The sequence below is a fragment of the Rhizobium sp. BK008 genome (assembly GCF_014197345.1).
GTDB lineage: Bacteria > Pseudomonadota > Alphaproteobacteria > Rhizobiales > Rhizobiaceae > Rhizobium > Rhizobium anhuiense.
Window position 1 is genome coordinate 61,656 of the sequence record NZ_JACIFK010000010.1, and the last position, 17,852, is coordinate 79,507.

Here is a 17,852-nt window from a genome sequence, read left to right on the forward strand (position 1 = left end):
TCAGTCCTCGAGCGGCAGGATCGCGATTTCGAACCAGTATTCCTTCAGCCGCTGGATCGCAGCGAAGAGCCCGTCCAGATCGACCGGCTTCTGCACATAGGTATTGGCGCCGAGCGCATAGCAGCCTTCGATATCGCGCTCGTCGTCGGAGGTCGTGAGGATCACCACCGGGATCTTGCGCCAGCCGGCGTTCGATTTGATCGCCTCCAGCGTCTTGCGGCCGTCAAGGCCCGGCATGTTGAGATCGAGCAGGATCAGCCCCGGTTTCGGTGCCATCACGCCGAGCATGTCGAGCGCTTCCTGCCCCGAGGCCGCCCAGCGGATCGAGTTGCGCAGGTTGGTGCGTTTGAAGGCGCGCATCGTTGCTTCGAAATCGTCTTCGCTGTCCTCGACGATCAGGATTGGTTGCGTGTCACGCTGCTGCATTCTGCCCCTCGCGCTTTCTTCCCAGGGTGAAATAGAACGTCGTGCCGGCGCCGACCTCGGATTCCAGCCAGATATCGCCATTGTGTCGCGCGATGATCTTGCGAACGAAGGTGAGGCCTGCTCCGGTACCATCTTCGGAATCCTGCGACTTTTCCAGCCTTTTGAAAATGCGGAAAATGTCCTCATGGAATTCCTTGGGTATGCCCTTGCCGTTATCTCTAACGAAAAACACGTTGCGGGCAACCGTGCCGTCCTGGCCGACGAACCGGTCGAGGTAACCGATCGAGACGAGCGGCGCCGGCTTGTCGTTGTATTTGATCGCATTGGTGATGAGATTGCGGAACACTTCGGTCAATCGCGGCGCGTCGCAGACCACGTCCGGCAGCCGGCCGTCGATGATGACCTTGGCATGCCGTTCCTCGAGCAGCAGCTCCATCGTCGCGACGACATCCTTGACGATCAGGCTGATGTCGGTGCGTTTGACTGCCAGTTGCTGCCGCCCGAGCCGGGAGAAATACAGAAGGTCGTTGACGAGTTTCTCCATGCGCTGGCTGAGACGTACGAGCCGGTTCAGCCGGCGTACGCCGTCGACGTCGAGCTTGTCTTCGTAGTCCTCCAGGAGGAAGCGGGAGTGGTTGTGCAGGCCGCGCAGCGGTTCCTTCAGATCATGCGAGGCGATATAGGCGAATTCATCGAGGTCGTGGTTGCTGCGCTCGAGTTCGGCTGTATAGGCCTCGAGCTGGGCAAGCGTCGCCTTCATCCGTTCTTCCTGCCGGACGCGCTCGCTGATATCACGCACGATGCCGACGAAGATCTTCGTATCGCCGGTGACGACGGTGCTGATGGAAACATCGATCGGAAAGACGATGCCGTTCTTGCGGCGTCCGGAGACCATGCGCGTCGTGCCGATGATCCGTTCCTCGCCGGTCTGCCGGTAATGGGCGAGATAGCCGTCGTGCTCGGAATGGTAGGGTTCGGGCATCAGCATCTTGATGTTCCGGCCGATCGTGTCCTGCGGGGAGTAGCCGAACATGCTTTCCGCCGCCGGATTGAAGCTCCTGATCGTTCCACGATCGTCGATGACGACGACGGCATCAGGCGTGCCGCGCAACAACGCGCCGAAGCGGACGCGCTCGGTTTCGAGGTTATAGTTGTTGCGCATGAAATAGAAGACGAGGATCGCGATCAGCCAGAGCGTGGCGGCCGTAATCGTGCGGTTGGCTATCTCCTGCCAGAATGTCGCCTCATCGTGCCTGACGGCGAAGAAGCCGAGCATCAGCAGCACGGTGCAGGCAAAGGCGAAGAAAAGCGGCGCGTTCCTGTTGCCGAACCAGAGCGCCGTCAGCACCAGCGGCACGTAGAGAATGCCGTTGGCGACACCCAGCGGCGTATAGAGATCGACGAGAAGCCCGGTGAAGCACACGGCAGCCGGGATCCAGAGCGGGATCTGCGCCCGGTTTGCCGGCTGCATCCACCAGGAGCGGGCGAGAAGCCCCGCGCCGAAGATCACCATGCCGACCGCCGTATGCAGCGCCATCGCTGCATAGGGCCCCCAACGGTAGCCCTGTTCGGCATCGGTGACGTAGCTGGCCAGCGCGATCATGCCGAGCGTCATGACGACGTAGCTCGTCAGCTCCTGCACCACCTGGCTTTTCCTCTCCACCGGAAGCGAAAGCAGCAGCGAAAGATTGGCGATCAGGAAGATCAACGCCGTATTCGGCCCCATGCCGCCGCCGATCTGCACAATGAAAGCGGGGGGAACCAGGAAGCGCGAGATCAACACGTCGACATTGTGGAAAGTCCGGCCGATCGTGACGATTTCCACGAGCCGGGCTGCGGCAAACGCCGCTGCAAGCCCCGCCGTCATCGTAGCCGTTATTCGAAAACGGCGGCCGGTCAGTGTCGAGGCGGCAAGCCCCGTCCCGGAAAGCACGAAGCAGAGCGCAGTGTTGAAGGCCATCGACGGAAAGCCGGGAACCAGCGAAATGATGATCTCGACCTGCAGCAGCCAGCCGGCAAGGGCGGTCACGCCGAGAAGGACCATCAGGCAGCCGACCGCAATCGCAAAGGCACGGTAGTGCCGCCTTCGCTGGTCCTGCAGGTCCACGTCGCTGCTATCCTGCACCCGCCTATTCTCCTTGGTTTGCGCGGTCATTTTTTCCGAAATCAACGAATACTCAATAGGCAAAGGGAAGGCGATGCCGCGCTTTTTGCGAAATGCCTTGCGGTAATATATATCGAATTTTCGTGAAACCGCGGTATCGTGATTTCTAAGGACAGCGACGTTCGTTCGAACAATATCCAATCACGGTGATGGATGCCGACCCTATTTTACGTCGATGACAGCAGGGATGACCTCTTTTATCTCGACTATATCAGCCGGAAGCAGCAGATAGACATCGATCTATTCTGCTTTTCGACAGCCGATATGGCGCTGGAGGCGTTGGAGGCGCGCGCGGCGGAAGGCAAGGCCGTGCCCGATCTGTTGATCACCGATCTCTACATGCCGCTCGATAGCGGCACTGGCCTGGTGCTGAGCCTGCGCCGGGATGTTCGGTTCAAGTCGATGCGGCTTGCGATCTGCAGCGGATCGGATGCCGATGAGGATCGCGCGCGTGCGCTTGAGGCCGGCGCCGATTTCTATCTCGAAAAACCCCTTGACCTTGCCGCACTCATTCTCAATCTTGAAGTGTAGGAAACGACGTCAGTCCGGCGGCCTGTTTTCTGCCGCTTGCCTGGAGCATCCGACAAACCGCAATTGACAAGGTCGGGGGCGCAACACAAGATGCAACCGAAGCGAAGGAAATGGAACGCAAAATAAGCGCTGAGAGAACCGATGAACCCGCGTTCGCCGCCACGAACATCAGCCAACCCCTTAGCTGAATGGGTCTATCGGTTCTCTCGCGCTTACGTCTGGCACTGCCTTCTCGCATTCATGGATGTTGAACACGAGAAGATTTACGATACCCAGGTAAGAACTACTGCCCCTCAGTAAAATCTGCCCGTGCATCACCTGTAGTTGAGATAATTGATGATTTCCGCCTTAAATATCGAAAGTCCCCGTTTTCGATATCTCTCATCAAGTTGTCTCGCAATTTTTGTAGCTCTTCGCGTCTAAGACGTATATCCCAAGATTTCGGGATCGGAGGCATCGGCGGGAGGAGAGGAAGAGTGGGAATGAACAATGCCCCGGCAATTCCCTTTCACGCCGGACCGGAACTGAGCCGGGCGATCAACCGCACCGATTTTTTCCGTCTGCTGAAGTCGGCGGCGCAGCATTACAACTTCGACAATTTCGCGCTTGCCCGCATTTCCGAGGCTTCAGCTCCTTTCGGTGAACGCGATATTGTCATCACCAATGTTGCCGAGCGGCGTGTCGGCCTTTTCATCACCACATTGAAGGAAGCGCTCGGGACCGTCCGGGCAAAGTCCGCCCAGTTCCTGGCAACGCCGGTCCATGGCCGGAGCGCGCAGCCGGAAGATCATCCCTCCGAGCTGGTTTTCAACGAGTTCCTGAGCGGCGTCTTTCTGTTCATCCCGCTGTTCACGCCGGAAGGGCGGCGCTATTGCCTCGTGCTCAGCGGCGAGCGTCAGGAGCCCGATCAGAGTGAGATCGCCGACATGCTTCTCGATGCCATGCGCATTTTCGACAAGCTCTACGAGGAAATCCTGACGCCGGAAATGTCCGGACGGCTGACGCAGCGCGAATCGGAAATCGTCAAATGGACGAGCGAAGGCAAGACGTCGGCGGAGATCGCCATCATTCTCGGTCTCTCCGAACATACGGTCAATTCGCACATCACCGCGGCCGCGCGCAAACTCGACGCCGTCAACCGCGTTCATATGGTGGCGATCGCCTTGAGGAATGGTTTGGTGTCGTGAAGTTGGTTTCGGGATTGGGGAAATGAGACGATGATCACCGAAACGGGCCGAAGGAACGCCGTCAAGGTTCTGTTTGTCGACGACGAATTCATCGAATTCCGCGCGCTCAAGAAGAAGATCGCCGATCTCTCCGAGCCGGCCGTCGAGGTCGAATATTCGCCTTCGATCGGTGACGCGCTGGAAAAGATCCGCTTGGAGCGATTCGATCTCATCCTGCTCGACAACCGCCTTCTGCCGAACGCCGATTTCCGCGAAACGGTGCCGGAACTGCGCGGCATCGGCTACACCGGACCGATCGGCGTCGTCTCGACCGATATATCGGGTGGCTATTTCCAGGAATTCCCCGATTACGGCGTCGATTTCCGTATCGGCAAGGACGAAATCGATGCGCAGACGCTGCAGCACATCATCCGCGAATATGTGACCTATGACGTCCCGGATTTCTGGAAGGACGACTACAGCATCTAGAGCAATTCCAGGAAAAGTGCGAAGCGGTTTTGCCGGGAATTGCGTAAAAACAAAAGGATAGAGCGGTTCGGCGCTCCCTTAAAAGCTGAACTGCTTTAAAGCAATTTCCAGCAAAACCACTGCACGCTTCTGCTGGAAGTTGCTGATTTCAAGCAATAGGAAGGCGGACGATGAAGCGGCTGCCGCTTTCATCCGAATGCTCGAGGCTGATATCGCCACCCAGCGCCGTCAGAAACTCCCGCGCCGTCGTCAATCCGAGACCGGCGCCCTGAACCGCTCCCGCTTTCGGCAATTTCCAGAAGGGCTCGAATATCCGCTCCCGATAGGCCGAATCGATGCCCGTGCCATTGTCGGAGATGCGGATAAACCAGTCGGTGCCCTCTCGCACTGCCGCAATCGTCACATGCGGTGGCGCTTCGCTGCGATAGGTGAGGGCGTTGGTCAGCAGATGCCGCAGCACCAGCCCGAGCAGGGCAGGATCGGTCCGGATGGAGGGCAGGCCTACGCTTTCAAGCGTCGCGCCGCGAACCTCTGTCTCGTCGGTCAACTCGCCCCAGATATTGTCGGCCAGCGCCTGCAGATCCACCTCTTCAGGCGTCACCTGGGGCGTTCCGCCGCCAAGGCTCATCAATGCCTTGGTGAGGCGCTGCGCGGCTTGCGCTTTCTCCAGGATCATCCTGAGGCTCTGCAACTGTTCGCCGTCGAGCGTCTCCTCGAGATCGTCGAGCAGCAGCTCGGCATACATGGCGATGTGGCGCAGCGGCGATTGCAGGTCATGCGAGGCGGTCGCGAGAAAACGCTTGATGCGCTCCTCGCTGTCGCCGGCGACAGCGGTTTCCGGCGGTCTTGTCGGGTTGGATGACATCTGGCGGCTTCCCCGATCTCAATGACAGCGCCGCGTCTCTTCAGGTGCGCAAAGGACGCGGTAACACTTTGAATTGGCACATAATGCAGTCGCCGACAATAGAAAGAGGGCGCCGGCTCTGCAACCGGCGCCCTCTTCAAGGATACGTTAACAACGAGATTCTCAGGTCGCCGATTTGCGCGGGCGGCCCTGTTCTGGCGGGATGATTTCGACTGCCGCATCGGTTGCCGGTGCCGCCTTGGCATGGCGGCGGCGCCAGTCGCCGAGGAAGAGCAGGATCGGCGCCGCGATGAAGATCGAAGAGGCGCCGGCCACGAGAATGCCGAAGACCATCGGGATCGCGAAGCTCGAGACCGCGCTGCCGCCCCAGATCGCCATCGGCACCAGGGCGAGGAAGGCCGTCGCATTGGTATAGAGGCTTCGTGCCAGGGTCTCGTTGATCGACTTGTCGATGATCTCGCGCAGCGGCATCGACTTATAGAGCCGCATGTTTTCGCGCATGCGGTCATAGACGACGACCTTGTCGTTCACCGAGTAGCCGACGAGCGTCAGGATGGCGGCGATGGCCGTCAAATTGAAGTCGAGGCCGGTGATTGCGAAGAAGCCGATCGCCTTGGTGACATCGAGCACCAGCGTGACGATGGCGCCGACGGCAAACGGCCATTCGAACCGCACCCAGATGTAGATCAGCATCGCGAAGCTTGCGATGACGACCGACAGGATGCCGGCCCAGGCAAGCTCGCCGCTGACCTTCGGACCGATGACATCGGTGCCTTCGACGGTGGCCTTCGGGTCGAGCTTGATGACTTCGGCCTTCAGCTTGGTCACAGCGGCCGTCTGTGCCTCTTCGCCGCCTTCCTGCCGTTGGGCGCGCACGAGAATGCTGTTGTTGTCGCCGAAGGACTGCAGCGAGATTTCGCCGAGGCCGAGGCTGTTCAGCCCCTCGCGGAAGGTTCCGAGATCGGCCGGGGCACTGGTCCTGACCGACATCTGGATGCCGCCGCGGAAATCGACGCCGTAGTTGAGGCCGGGGTGAATGAACAGCACGACCGAGGCAATCGACAGGAGCGCCGAAACGGTGACGCCGAAGAAGCGCGCCTTCATGAACTGGATATGCTTGTCATAGGGGCTGAACGGGATCAGCGGCCTGATGTTCAGCACCTTCAGCCTCTGGCGGCGGGTGATCTCGATCATCGCGACGCGCACGAAGGCGACCGAGGTGAACATCGAGATGATCAGGCCGAGCGCCATGGTCACGGCAAAGCCGCGAACCGGTCCGGAGCCGAAGTAGAACAGGATGGCCGCAGCGATCAGGGCCGTCATGTTGCCGTCGATGATGGTCGAATAGGCGCGGCGGAAGCCGGTGTCGATGGCGGCGAAGGCGCTCTTGCCCTTGCGCGTTTCTTCGCGGATGCGCTCGTTGATCAGAACGTTGGCGTCAACAGCAAGGCCAATGCCGAGAACGACACCGGCGATGCCCGGCAGCGTCAGCGTCGCACCGACCAGCGTCAGGGCGGAGAAGGTCAGGATCGTGTGGATCAACAGGGCGACATTCGCCAGCACGCCCCAGGTGCCATAGAGAATGAAGATGAAGAGTGCGACGAGAGCAAAACCGACGATGCCGGAATAAATACCCATCTTGATCGCATCGGCGCCGAGGTCGGCGCCGACGGTGCGTTCCTCGATGACGGTCAGCTTGGCGGGCAGGGCGCCGGCGCGCAGCATGGCGGCAAGCGTCGTGGCGCTGTCGGCCGAGAAGTTGCCGGAGATCTGGCCGGAACCGCCGGTGATCGGCTCGCGGATGACGGGGGCGCTCAGCACCTTGTCGTCGAGGACGATGGCGAAGGGATTGCCGACGTTCTGGCGGGTGATGTCGGCAAAGCGGGTGGCGCCGGCGCTGTCGAAGCGGAAGCTGACGATCGGCTCATGCGTGTTGGGGTCGAAGCTGACGCGAGCATCCGAAAGGCGGTCGCCGGAGATTTCGACGCGATCGAGGACCGGATAGGACCGGCCTTCATCGTCCTTCAGCATGGTCACGCCAGGTCCCGGCTGGTTGTTCGGCGCCAGCATGTGGAACGACATCTTGGCCGTGGAGCCGAGAAGTTCGCGCAGGCGCGACGGATCCTGTGCACCCGGAAGCTGGACGAGCACGCGGTTGGCGCCGATGCGCTGGATCGTCGGCTCGGAGACGCCGACCTGGTCGACGCGCTGTCGGATGACTTCGAGGCTCTGCTGAACGGCGTTGTCGACATTGGCGGAAATGCCGGCCGGCGAGAAGCCGACGGTGATCGTGGCGCCGCTTGCGGCGACATCAAGATCGGCCTGGCCGGCGCTGAGACCGGTGCTGATCGGGTTGGCGAGCGTCTTGAGTTCGGTGACGGCGGCATCGCTCTGCGCGGCGTCGGCGAGTGTTACGACGATCTGGTTCTGGCTGCGGACCACGGCTTTCGGCTGGATGCCCTTTTCGCGCAGCACGCGGCGCGCGTCCTGAAGCAGTGATTGCAGCCGCTCCTTGGTCAGGTCGGCTTCGTCGACTTCGAGAACGAGGTGCGAGCCGCCGCGAAGGTCGAGGCCAAGCGACACCTGCTCATGCGGCAGCCATGCCGGAATACGCTGGAGGGTGGATTGCGGCAGGACGTTCGGCAGGGCGATCAATAGGCCGAGAAGGATGATCACCGTATAGGTGAACACCAGCCATGGTGAAGTACGCATGTTGTATTCCTTGATATCGAGGGCCGGCGCTCGGGCGCTGGCGGCATGTCGTCAATGGTCGGTCGGAGCGCCGATCGGCGCAAACCTCAGGCAGCGGCGGGCGGTGCGCGCGGCTGATGGGTCCTGGAGACTGCGGCGCGAAGCGAGGCTTCGAATGCCGGAAAAGCGGCTGGCATGGTCCAGCCGGCGAAATCGAGAGCCGGGGCGACGGCAAGGGCAGGCGATCCGGCGTCATGCGCCGCCTGCTTCGGCGCAAGCCTGCGCTCGGTGGCAAGCAATCCGCGCACGGCATCGCGCGCGGTCAGCTGCGGCGGCTGCGGATCCCGCTCGGAAGAGGAGAGTGTGTTGACGGTGACAACAGGCGAGATGATCAGGTTGCCGCCGAGAAGCAGGCCGAGATAGGCAAGAATGGCGACGAAGAGGGAGGCGGCGATACGGCCCGTCAGACGGCGCTGCTCCAGCTCCATCTTCTCCGTCCCGGCGATGTCACTCCCGTATCGGCTCAAAAGCGCGCCAATCTCTCATTCTTTTTCCGGCGGAGGCTCATCCGCAGGCATAATTGTATCAGGCCCAAGTCCGTCTTCATAGGGCACACTCTCATGATGCACTTGGGCGAGCCGGTCAACCATGCCAAGCGCGATTTCGCGCTCGCCCATGATGACGGTGTCGGCGCCATATTGCTTCAATTCATCGACCTCTGCATCGGAATGGGCGCGGGCGACGATGAGGATCGATGGATTGACGCTGCGCGCCTGCTCGGCGATGCGGCAGGCCTCGAAAGCATTCGGGATGGCGATGGCAATGCTGCGGGCGCCGGAGAGATTGGCAAGGTCGAGCGTCTCCCGCATCACCGCATTGCCCGCCAGGGTTTCGATACCCTGCACCTTCAGCTCGCCGATGCGCTTATCGGAGTCCTCAATGACGAGAAAAGGTGTGGCTGACGACTTGAGATTCTGTCCGACGATGCTGCCAACCCGTCCGTAGCCAACGAGAATGGCGTGGCCGCTGAGAGCAGTCGGGTGCACCTCGTCGTCTTCAGACGGCATCTCCTCCTGGGCTGCTATCGCATCTGCAGCGGGAGCAGGGTCGGCCACGACGTCTTCGCGCTTTGCACCATCCAGCAGCGGCCGCATGCGGTCGCAGAGGAAGAACAGCAGCGGATTGAGGATGATCGAAATGATGGCGCCGGCCAGGATCAGGTCGCGGCCTTCCTCCGGCAGCAGCCCGAGTTCGACGCCGAGAGCGGCGAGGATGAAGGAGAACTCGCCGATCTGGCCGAGGCTGGCCGAGATCGTCAGCGCCGTGCCGAGCGGCTTCTTGAAGGCGAGCACGATCAGCAGGGCGGCGACGGACTTGCCGATGACGATGATGAAGATGGTGGCCAGAATCGGCAGCGGCTTGTCGATCAGGATATTCGGATCGAACAGCATGCCGACCGAGACGAAGAACAACACGGCGAAGGCATCGCGCAGCGGCAGGCTTTCCTGCGCGGCGCGATGGCTGAGTTCGCTTTCGGCCAGCACCATGCCGGCAAAGAAGGCGCCGAGCGCCAGCGACACGCCGAAGAGCTTCGCCGCGCCAAAGGCGACGCCGAGCGCGATCGCCAGCACGCCGAGCCGGAAGAGCTCGCGCGAACCGGTATGGGCGATGCGGTGCATCGTCCAGGGAATGAGCTTGCGGCCGAAGACCAGCATCAGCGCCACGAACAACGCCACCTTCACCAGCGTCATGGCGATCATGCCGCCGATGCCGAGATCGAGGTCGAACAGGCGGCTGAGTGCGGCCGAGAGCGGCTCGACAGGAGCGTGGCCCTCGCCGCCGATGCTGGCGGCGGCCGGGATCAGCACCAGCGCCAGCACCATGGCGAGATCCTCGACGATCAGCCAGCCGACGGCGATCCTGCCGCGCTCCGTCTCGACCAGCCGCCGCTCCTGCAGCGCCTTCAACAGCACGACGGTGGAGGCGACCGAAAGCGCCAGGCCGAAGACCAGGCTGCCGCCGGTCGGCCAGCCCATGAAGGCGCCGAGTCCCCAACCGAGCAGTGTCGCAAAGGCGATCTGCACGATCGCGCCGGGCACGGCGATGCCGCGCACCGACAGCAGGTCTTTCAGGGAGAAATGCAGCCCGACGCCGAACATCAGCAGGATGACGCCGATTTCGGCCAACTCCGGCGCAAGGTTCTGATCCGCCACATAACCCGGCGTATGTGGCCCCACAAGCACGCCGGCGATGAGATAACCGACGAGCGGCGGCATCCGCAGCCGATGGGCGAAGGCGCCGAAGATGAAAGCCAGCACGAGGCCGCCGACGATTGTCGAAATCAAGGGCGTATCGTGTGGCATCGTCGTCTCCCGATCTGGAAATCCCGTTCGTAATATGACATATATGGTCTATATCGACCAATATGGGCAACTTAAAATCATGGGTCAAGGCGCACGGGAAACAATTCTCACTCCCGCTCTCTGCCGCGCGGCACGCGGCCTGCTCGACTGGACCCAGACCGATCTTGCCGAAAGGGCCGCGGTCTCGCGCAGCACCATTCGCGACTACGAGGGAAGGCACCACGACATCCACCGCGCGACGGAGGCGCAGCTGCGCCTCGCCTTCGAGGAGGGCGGCGTCAAATTCGTCGAGATCGAGGGAGCGGGCACCGGTCTCTGCCTGCCCAATCCAGCCGGCTGAATCGGTTCAGGGCGCCAGGCAGGCGGCAGAGACCTTGTAGGCGGAGAGCGTCTTGCCCTTGTAGTTGCCTTGCGTCGGCTGCCAGCTCTTCAGCACCTCGGGCGCCTCGGTGGCGCAGTTGAGGCCCCCGTCCGTCAGGAAAAGCACTTTGCCGGTAATCTCGGCCGGGAGCGCGAATTCCTGCTCGTAATAGCTCTCCGGAAGGCCCGCCGGCGCCCGCGCATAGATCCGGTAGGATGCATCGCGGAGCGTATAGAAAAGATCGGCGACCATGTCGCGATTGTCGGTGACGATGATGTCGGTGCCGGCCTGACCGGCGAGTGCGGCAGCCTCGCGGCTGACCTCGGCGCGGCCGAGATAGCGCTTCATCAATTCGTCGCCGTTCGGCAGCAGCAACTGCTGCGGAAAGATCGTCGCCAGCGGAAAGAGCAGGCTGGCGATGCCGTTGATGGTGAGCGACAGTTTCAGCCCCTTCGGCCACATCCGGTAAAGCAGCCAGACGGCAAGGATGGTCCCGGCGACATAGGCGGTCACCGCCCAGTTGGCATAGGCCTTGGCGACCGTCGCCTGCAGCGTGATCAGCACCACCACCGGCATCGACAGCCAGACCAGCATCTTTTCCCGGTCGTCGCTCCTGCCCTTGATCATGCGATAGACCGCCCAGAGCATCGCAAAGAAGATGATCGGCCCGACGACGCCGAACTGGGCGGAGAAGAATTCAAGCCCGCGACGGAGATTGATGCCGAGTTCGCTCCAGTGGGCGATGTCCTGCGTATGCCGCACCGTCGTGTTGTCGTGCTGCAGGTTCCACCAGAGATTCGGCAAGGCGACGATCGCCGCGACCGCGACCGCGATGATGAAATCCCGAATGGCGATGCGCGCCGCCGGAATGAGCAGGAGGGCAATCGCGCCGCCCGGAACGACGAACAGCACGGCATATTTCGACAGGAAGGCGAGGCCGACCCCAAGGCCCATGAGGAGCGCCAGCCCGACCGAGCGTCGCTGCGTCAGGCCGAAATAGGCAAGCAGGGCGATCGCGATGAAGAACAGCAGGATAACGTCGGTCGAGAAGAACACCGAAGAAAGCGCCACACCGGGAAGGGTGATGTAGGTGGCGCCCGTCCAGCCTTCGATCTCCGGCCCGACGAAGCGCTTTGCTATCTTCATCAGCACCAATGCTGCCGCCATGTGGATCAGCGGTCCGAGCAGCCTGATCCAATAGATGGCGTTGGAGCCGGAAAACTCGGTCATCGCCCGGATCACCCAGGCGATCATCGGCGGCTTGGAATAATAGCCGAGATCGAGATTCTGCGACCAGAACCAGTACTGCGCCTCATCGACGAAAAGGTCCGTCGCATCAAAATTGAGCAGGACGACGCGCCAGAGCGTGAAGCTGAGAACGATGAGGAGACCAGATCTGGGGGACATGAACGAATAGTTCCGCTGACATGAAAGGCGCGAGTGCGATACACCAAAGGTGCCGGACTGCCAACGGGGAAGGGGCGGTCTACAGCCTGTCGCACAAAACTGTGTAGCGGTTTTGCGATAACGACATGCGTTGGAAATAAGGAGCCGGAGCGCGAGGAGCGTATCTGAAAGCGCGACGCGCTTAGAACACCCGAAGCGTGCGGGTATCGCGGTGTGCAGCGAGAAAATCGAGGAGGGCGACGGCTGCAAGCAGCGTCATTGCTATCAAGCAGGAACCCAATCCGAGAACAATCATTGCCCTGTCCTTGTCGACGTCATGTCTTGGTTATCTACCGGCATATACCACGGAGCTTGCGTGTGCCTTGTAGCAGCCATGCAACTCCGCAACAGTATTTGCAGCCAACTGCCTTGAATTGCTTCAAAAGCCTGTCCTGCGAAAGGCTTATTAACCTTCAGGCAAGGAATTAACCATAAACATTGGTTTACACGTCGGAATGGGAAGATGCACTCGTTCCCACCAGGCATGACGCCGTCCCGCCGTACCGGGTTGATCCGGTATCCATCTCTTCAGACAGCTCCGAAACATAGCTGATCAGGGGGCTTCGATCCGCCGGTTGTAACCGGTGGTGAGAACCGTCTCCACGCTTCGCGTTCAACGGATGCTGCGCAGGTTTTTCGCCGGGCCGTCGCCCGGAATGTGGTTGGGGACAGGCATTGAGGCAGGACATGCCATCAGATCAGGCTCGTGGAGCGCAGGCAGGCAGCTTGCGCGACCGCCTGCGCTTTGCTGGTCTCGATGCCGACCAGTGCGAGCTGGTGCGCCGCAACCGGCCGGCCCTCGAAGCCCATTTGAAGGCGGGGCTCAGGGATCTCTTCCATCGATTCCAGTCGTTCCCCGACGCCTCGCGCAATTTCGAGAGCGAGCGTCAGGTCGAGCGCCTACATGATCTGCAGTCCTCGCATTGGGACGTGCTGACGGATGCGCGGTTCGACAGTCTCTATGCCGAGCGCGTCAAGGTGCTCTCCGATACCGAAAACAAGATGGGCCTCGACCCGCGCTGGCACGTCGCCGGCCATGGCGTCATGCTGGAGCATGTCGTTTCCGGTCTTGCCCAGGAGATTGCCGGCCGTCCGCTGTTGCCGTCGGCCAAGCGCCGCGGCCGTGAAATCTCCGATCTGATGACGGCGATCATCCGAATCGTCATGGTCGATGTGGAAATTGCCGTCTCGCTGCGCTTCAACGCGCTGCGCGCCGCCCAGAGCCGCGCGCTCGCCGATCAGCGCGCCGACAACGAGGCTGAGATCGCCCGGATCTTCGGCGATGTCATCGAAGGTCTTTCTGCCCGCGACCTGACACGCCGCGCGCCCGTCGACGGCGACCATGCCGGGATCGCCGCCGCGCTGAATGGCGCGTTGGACGGACTTCAGGCGGAATTTGCCGCGATCACAGAGCGCACGCTCAAAGCCGAAGCGGCGACAGGCTCGCTTGCCGGCCTGTCCAGGCAATTCGCCGGCACGGCTTCCGGCCAGGCCGACCGGCTGCAGCTTTCCGCCGCCGCCCTTGCCGGCATTGCCGGCAGTGTTCGCGACGGTGCGGCCGACAGCCGCGCCGCCGAACAGGCAGCCGCCTCGACGCGCGCCGCGGTCGAGGAAAGCGGTGAGGTCGTCGGTCGCGCGATCAGCGCCATGGCCGATATCGAACAGTCGGCGGAAAAGATCGGCCAGATCATCGGCGCGATCGACGAGATCGCCTTCCAGACCAATCTTCTGGCGCTGAACGCGGGCATCGAAGCCGCGCGCGCCGGCGATTCCGGCCGGGGCTTTGCCGTCGTCGCCCAGGAAGTCCGCGCCCTTGCCCAGCGTTCGGCCGAAGCCGCCCGCGAGATCAAGACGCTGGTGACGACGACCAAGGCGCAGGTCGACGCCGGCGTGCAGATGGTCGGCCGCACACAGGATTCGATCGGCAGCATCGTGCGTCAGGTCACCGACATCAACGCCGCCATCGCCGGCATCGCAACGAGAACCGGCGAACATGCCGCAAGCCTCGACAGCGTCACATCAGACGTCAAGGGTCTGGGCGGCGAGGTGGCGGAGAGTGCCGGCCTGGCGGAGCGCTCGGCTGAGGGCGCCGACCACCTCCACACCGTCATTCTCGAGCTCGGCCAGACGGTTCGCGAGTTCCGCATCGCTCGGGAAAACGCCAATGCCGGGCGCCCGGCGCCGGTTCGCGCCGCACCGCCGCGCGCCATCGAAGCCTCTGCCCGTCCGGCACCGGTCGAAGACGCCTATGAAAATGATGATTTTGGCGTTCCGAAGCCCTTCGCAAGCGTCGGAGGTGGGCGGAATGTTTACTAACCTATCGGATGATTGCCTCAGCTCGTCTTCTCGAGCCGGGGACAAGGGGACAAGGAAAAGCTGATGGCAGCAAAGAAGAGTAGCAAGACGCTGGATTTGACAGCGGTGCTCGACCTCAACGAGGCTTCCGCCTTGCGCGACAAACTCCTCTCCCTCAGGGGCAGCGGCCTTTCGATCGACGCATCGGGCGTCGAACGGATCGGTGCTCTTTGCGCCCAGGTTCTGATGTCCGCCGAGAAGACCTGGGAACAGGACAAGCAGCCGTTCACCTTCTCCAAGGTGTCCGACGCATTTCAGAAAACCATGCAGCTGGTTGGCGTCAATATTGACCACCTGCTTGCCAAGGAGATTCGGCAATGAAGAAAAAAGTTCTTACCGTGGATGATTCCCGCACCATCCGAAACATGCTGCTCGTGACGCTGAACAATGCCGGCTTCGAGACGATCCAGGCGGAAGACGGCGTCGAAGGCCTCGAGGTTCTCGAAGAGTCCAATCCTGACGTCATCGTGACCGACATCAACATGCCGCGTCTCGACGGTTTCGGCTTCATCGAAGGTGTTCGCCGCAACGAGAAATATCGGGCGATCCCGATCCTGGTCCTGACCACCGAAAGCGACGCGGAAAAGAAGAACCGCGCCCGCCAGGCCGGTGCCACGGGCTGGATCGTCAAGCCTTTTGACCCGGCCAAGCTGATCGATGCCATTGAGCGTGTAACCGCTTAAACCCAGGATTTGCTCCTATGGATATGAACGAAATCAAAGAGATCTTTTTCCAGGAGTGCGAGGAACAGCTCGCCGAGCTGGAATCCGGTCTTCTGAAAATGAATGATGGCGATCGCGATCCGGAAACCGTCAATGCGGTGTTCCGTGCCGTGCATTCGATCAAGGGTGGCGCCGGCGCCTTCGGCCTTGATGATCTGGTAGCCTTCGCCCATGTTTTCGAGACCACTCTCGATTGCGTTCGATCCAACAAGCTTGAGCCGACCCAGGACGTCCTGAAGGTGATGCTGAAGTCGGCCGACGTGCTGGCCGACCTGACGAATGCTGCGCGCGACGGCGGCAGTGTCGATGAAAGCCGCAGCCGCGGCCTCGTCAAGGAGCTCGAGGCGCTGGCCAACGGCGAGTTGCCGTCTCCTTCGGCATCGGCCGAGGCGCCCGCGCCGAAGGCTGCCGCAAAGCCCGCGGCCAAGGCCGCTCCAGCGCCGGCCGTCAAGCCGACGGATGATAGCGGCTTCCAGCCGATCCCCTTTTCCTTCGACGATTTTGGCGGCGAAGGCGATGCGGGCTCCGACCTGCCGACCTATGAAGTCATCTTCAAGCCGCGCTACGAACTCTATTCCAAGGGCAACGACGCGACCCTGCTGCTGCGCGATCTCTCGCGCCTCGGCGAAATGACCATCTATTGCAACACGGACGAACTGCCGGGCCTCGAGGAACTCGATCCGGAAGGCGCTTATTTCTTCTGGAACGTCACGATCAAGACGGACAAGGGCGAGGACGCCATTCGCACCGTCTTCGAATTCGCCGAATGGGATTGCGAACTGACGGTGAAGCCGCTCGAGGAAGCAAGGGCCGACGCGACCAGCAACGACGAACTGCCGATGGTGCCGGTTCCCTTCGATCTGTCGATCCTGGATGAAACGGGCGCAACCGAAGAGGTTGCCGCCGACGCGCGCGCCGAAGAGACGGCCGCCGCCGTTGCCGCCGCCGAGACCGCGTCCAACGTCACGCAGATGGCCGCAGCCGCAGCCCGTGTCGAGAAGAAGGAATCGGCAGCCGCCGCAGCCGCCGCCGCAAGCGCTGCCGCCCAGAACAATGCCGCCGGCGCCGGCCAGACGATCCGCGTCGATCTCGACCGTGTCGACCGCCTCATCAACCTCGTCGGCGAATTGGTCATCAACCAGGCGATGCTGTCGCAGAGCGTCATCGAGAATGACACGACCGGCACCTCCTCGATCAATATGGGCCTCGAGGAACTGCAGCAGCTCACCCGCGAGATCCAGGACTCGGTCATGGCGATCCGCGCGCAGCCGGTGAAGCCGGTCTTCCAGCGCATGTCGCGTATCGTCCGCGAAATCGCCGACATGACCGGCAAGTCGATCCGCCTGATCACCGAAGGTGAAAACACCGAAGTCGACAAGACGGTCATCGACAAGCTCGCCGAGCCGCTGACCCACATGATCCGCAATGCCGTCGACCACGGCATCGAAACGCCCGAAAAGCGCGCAGCCGCCGGCAAGAACACCGAAGGCACGGTTCGCCTGACCGCCAAGCATCGTTCGGGACGCATCCTGATCGAGCTTGCCGACGACGGCGCCGGCATCAACCGCGAGAAGGTCCGCCAGAAGGCGATAGACAACGATCTCATCCCGGCCGATGCCAACCTTTCGGACGAGGAAATCGACAACCTGATCTTCCTGCCGGGCTTCTCGACGGCCGACAAGATCTCCGACATCTCCGGCCGCGGCGTCGGCATGGACGTCGTCAAACGTTCGATCCAGGCGCTCGGCGGCCGCATCAACATCACCTCGAAGCCGGGGCACGGCTCGGTCTTCACCATGAGCCTGCCGCTGACGCTCGCCGTTCTCGACGGCATGGTGGTCACCGTTGCCGGCCAGACGCTGGTCGTGCCGCTGACGGCGATCGTCGAAACCCTGCAGCCGGAAGCGGCCGCGATCCACTCCTTCGGTGCCAACCACCGGCTGATCTCGATCCGCAACTCGTTCTGCCCGCTGGTCGATGTCGGCCGCATCCTGAACTTCCGTGCGACCCAGGCCAATCCTGTCGAGGGCGTGGCGCTTCTGGTGGAATCCGAAGGCGGCGGCCAGCGCGCCCTGATGGTCGATGCCATCCAGGGTCAGCGCCAGGTGGTCATCAAGAGCCTGGAGGCCAACTACACCCACGTGCCGGGCATTGCCGCCGCCACCATTCTCGGTGACGGGCGCGTGGCGCTCATCCTCGATGTCGACGCGGTTGTCGGCGCCTCGCGCGGCCAGTCGCTCAAAGCGGAAATGTCGTTAGCAGCGGTAGGGTAA

The 17,852-nt window shown here is 61.9% G+C and carries 15 protein-coding genes; 8 read left to right on the forward strand and 7 right to left on the reverse strand.

Going from position 1 to position 17,852, the window contains the following annotated elements; all coding sequences use genetic code 11:
• The gene (locus FHT69_RS29570; protein WP_028755581.1) at positions 1 to 426 is read right to left on the reverse strand and encodes a response regulator; all 426 of its coding nucleotides are present in this window, start codon (positions 424 to 426) and stop codon (positions 1 to 3) included.
• A complete protein-coding gene (locus FHT69_RS29575; RefSeq protein WP_183906337.1) occupies positions 413 to 2,551 on the reverse strand; it encodes a sensor histidine kinase in 2,139 nt (712 codons plus the stop codon). The genes FHT69_RS29570 and FHT69_RS29575 overlap by 14 nt, the downstream gene beginning before the upstream one ends.
• A 192-nt stretch (positions 2,552 to 2,743) precedes the next feature.
• Here FHT69_RS29575 and FHT69_RS29580 point away from each other — a divergent pair, with 192 nt between their 5' ends.
• The 3 genes from FHT69_RS29580 to FHT69_RS29590 all read left to right on the forward strand — a co-directional run bounded on the left by FHT69_RS29580 (position 2,744) and on the right by FHT69_RS29590 (position 4,776).
• On the forward strand, positions 2,744 to 3,121 hold the full coding sequence (locus FHT69_RS29580; protein WP_183906338.1) for a response regulator: 378 nt from the start codon (positions 2,744 to 2,746) through the stop codon (positions 3,119 to 3,121).
• Between the two features lie 482 nt (positions 3,122 to 3,603).
• On the forward strand, positions 3,604 to 4,308 hold the full coding sequence (locus FHT69_RS29585) for a helix-turn-helix transcriptional regulator (RefSeq protein ID WP_028755578.1): 705 nt from the start codon (positions 3,604 to 3,606) through the stop codon (positions 4,306 to 4,308).
• Between the two features lie 30 nt (positions 4,309 to 4,338).
• Positions 4,339 to 4,776, forward strand: coding sequence for a response regulator (locus FHT69_RS29590; protein WP_028755577.1), 438 nt, complete (start codon positions 4,339 to 4,341; stop codon positions 4,774 to 4,776).
• A gap of 148 nt (positions 4,777 to 4,924) precedes the next feature.
• Here the strand turns inward: FHT69_RS29590 and FHT69_RS29595 are convergent, their stop codons facing one another.
• The 4 genes from FHT69_RS29595 to ybaL all read right to left on the reverse strand — a co-directional run bounded on the left by FHT69_RS29595 (position 4,925) and on the right by ybaL (position 10,695).
• A complete protein-coding gene (locus FHT69_RS29595) occupies positions 4,925 to 5,641 on the reverse strand; it encodes an ATP-binding protein (protein WP_183906339.1) in 717 nt (238 codons plus the stop codon).
• Positions 5,642 to 5,803: 162 nt separating this feature from the next.
• Positions 5,804 to 8,353: a protein translocase subunit SecD gene (gene secD / locus FHT69_RS29600; protein ID WP_047613572.1), complete on the reverse strand. Its 2,550-nt coding sequence runs from the start codon at positions 8,351 to 8,353 to the stop codon at positions 5,804 to 5,806.
• 86 nt (positions 8,354 to 8,439) lie between these two features.
• On the reverse strand, positions 8,440 to 8,820 hold the full coding sequence (locus tag FHT69_RS29605; protein ID WP_183904531.1) for a hypothetical protein: 381 nt from the start codon (positions 8,818 to 8,820) through the stop codon (positions 8,440 to 8,442).
• A 54-nt stretch (positions 8,821 to 8,874) separates the two neighbouring features.
• Positions 8,875 to 10,695: a YbaL family putative K(+) efflux transporter gene (gene ybaL, locus FHT69_RS29610; protein WP_097631198.1), complete on the reverse strand. Its 1,821-nt coding sequence runs from the start codon at positions 10,693 to 10,695 to the stop codon at positions 8,875 to 8,877.
• Between the two features lie 34 nt (positions 10,696 to 10,729).
• Between ybaL and FHT69_RS29615 the strand changes: the two genes are divergently transcribed.
• Entirely contained in the window at positions 10,730 to 11,035 is a 306-nt protein-coding gene (locus FHT69_RS29615; protein ID WP_028755572.1) for a helix-turn-helix transcriptional regulator, read from the forward strand.
• A gap of 6 nt (positions 11,036 to 11,041) precedes the next feature.
• On the opposite strand, the gene FHT69_RS29620 is transcribed toward FHT69_RS29615, so the two are convergent.
• Positions 11,042 to 12,463 carry a glycosyltransferase family 39 protein gene (locus FHT69_RS29620; RefSeq protein WP_183904530.1) on the reverse strand — a complete coding sequence of 474 codons (1,422 nt, stop codon included), beginning with the start codon at positions 12,461 to 12,463 and terminating at the stop codon, positions 11,042 to 11,044.
• A gap of 726 nt (positions 12,464 to 13,189) precedes the next feature.
• Between FHT69_RS29620 and FHT69_RS29625 the strand changes: the two genes are divergently transcribed.
• The 4 genes from FHT69_RS29625 (at position 13,190) to FHT69_RS29640 (ending at position 17,852) form a co-directional block, all read left to right on the forward strand.
• Complete coding sequence (locus tag FHT69_RS29625) at positions 13,190 to 14,818, forward strand: globin-coupled sensor protein (protein WP_183904529.1); 1,629 nt, start codon at positions 13,190 to 13,192, stop codon at positions 14,816 to 14,818.
• Positions 14,819 to 14,881: 63 nt separating this feature from the next.
• On the forward strand, positions 14,882 to 15,178 hold the full coding sequence (locus tag FHT69_RS29630) for an STAS domain-containing protein (protein ID WP_183904528.1): 297 nt from the start codon (positions 14,882 to 14,884) through the stop codon (positions 15,176 to 15,178).
• A complete protein-coding gene (cheY1, locus tag FHT69_RS29635; protein WP_003570362.1) occupies positions 15,175 to 15,540 on the forward strand; it encodes a chemotaxis response regulator CheY1 in 366 nt (121 codons plus the stop codon). The genes FHT69_RS29630 and cheY1 overlap by 4 nt, the downstream gene beginning before the upstream one ends.
• 17 nt (positions 15,541 to 15,557) lie before the next feature.
• Positions 15,558 to 17,852 carry a chemotaxis protein CheA gene (locus FHT69_RS29640; RefSeq protein ID WP_047615218.1) on the forward strand — a complete coding sequence of 765 codons (2,295 nt, stop codon included), beginning with the start codon at positions 15,558 to 15,560 and terminating at the stop codon, positions 17,850 to 17,852.

What these genes read in the sequence shown, in the direction of transcription:
- FHT69_RS29570 (WP_028755581.1), bottom strand. Translation starts at nt 426, where the DNA reads ATGCAGCAGCGTGACACGCAACCAATCCTGATCGTCGAGGACAGCGAA.
- FHT69_RS29630 (WP_183904528.1), top strand. Translation starts at nt 14,882, where the DNA reads ATGGCAGCAAAGAAGAGTAGCAAGACGCTGGATTTGACAGCGGTGCTC.
- FHT69_RS29590 (WP_028755577.1), top strand. Translation starts at nt 4,339, where the DNA reads ATGATCACCGAAACGGGCCGAAGGAACGCCGTCAAGGTTCTGTTTGTC.
- FHT69_RS29585 (WP_028755578.1), top strand. Translation starts at nt 3,604, where the DNA reads ATGAACAATGCCCCGGCAATTCCCTTTCACGCCGGACCGGAACTGAGC.
- FHT69_RS29595 (WP_183906339.1), bottom strand. Translation starts at nt 5,641, where the DNA reads ATGTCATCCAACCCGACAAGACCGCCGGAAACCGCTGTCGCCGGCGAC.
- ybaL (WP_097631198.1), bottom strand. Translation starts at nt 10,695, where the DNA reads ATGCCACACGATACGCCCTTGATTTCGACAATCGTCGGCGGCCTCGTG.
- FHT69_RS29605 (WP_183904531.1), bottom strand. Translation starts at nt 8,820, where the DNA reads ATGGAGCTGGAGCAGCGCCGTCTGACGGGCCGTATCGCCGCCTCCCTC.
- FHT69_RS29580 (WP_183906338.1), top strand. Translation starts at nt 2,744, where the DNA reads ATGCCGACCCTATTTTACGTCGATGACAGCAGGGATGACCTCTTTTAT.
- cheY1 (WP_003570362.1), top strand. Translation starts at nt 15,175, where the DNA reads ATGAAGAAAAAAGTTCTTACCGTGGATGATTCCCGCACCATCCGAAAC.
- FHT69_RS29615 (WP_028755572.1), top strand. Translation starts at nt 10,730, where the DNA reads ATGACATATATGGTCTATATCGACCAATATGGGCAACTTAAAATCATG.
- FHT69_RS29625 (WP_183904529.1), top strand. Translation starts at nt 13,190, where the DNA reads ATGCCATCAGATCAGGCTCGTGGAGCGCAGGCAGGCAGCTTGCGCGAC.
- FHT69_RS29640 (WP_047615218.1), top strand. Translation starts at nt 15,558, where the DNA reads ATGGATATGAACGAAATCAAAGAGATCTTTTTCCAGGAGTGCGAGGAA.
- FHT69_RS29620 (WP_183904530.1), bottom strand. Translation starts at nt 12,463, where the DNA reads ATGTCCCCCAGATCTGGTCTCCTCATCGTTCTCAGCTTCACGCTCTGG.
- secD (WP_047613572.1), bottom strand. Translation starts at nt 8,353, where the DNA reads ATGCGTACTTCACCATGGCTGGTGTTCACCTATACGGTGATCATCCTT.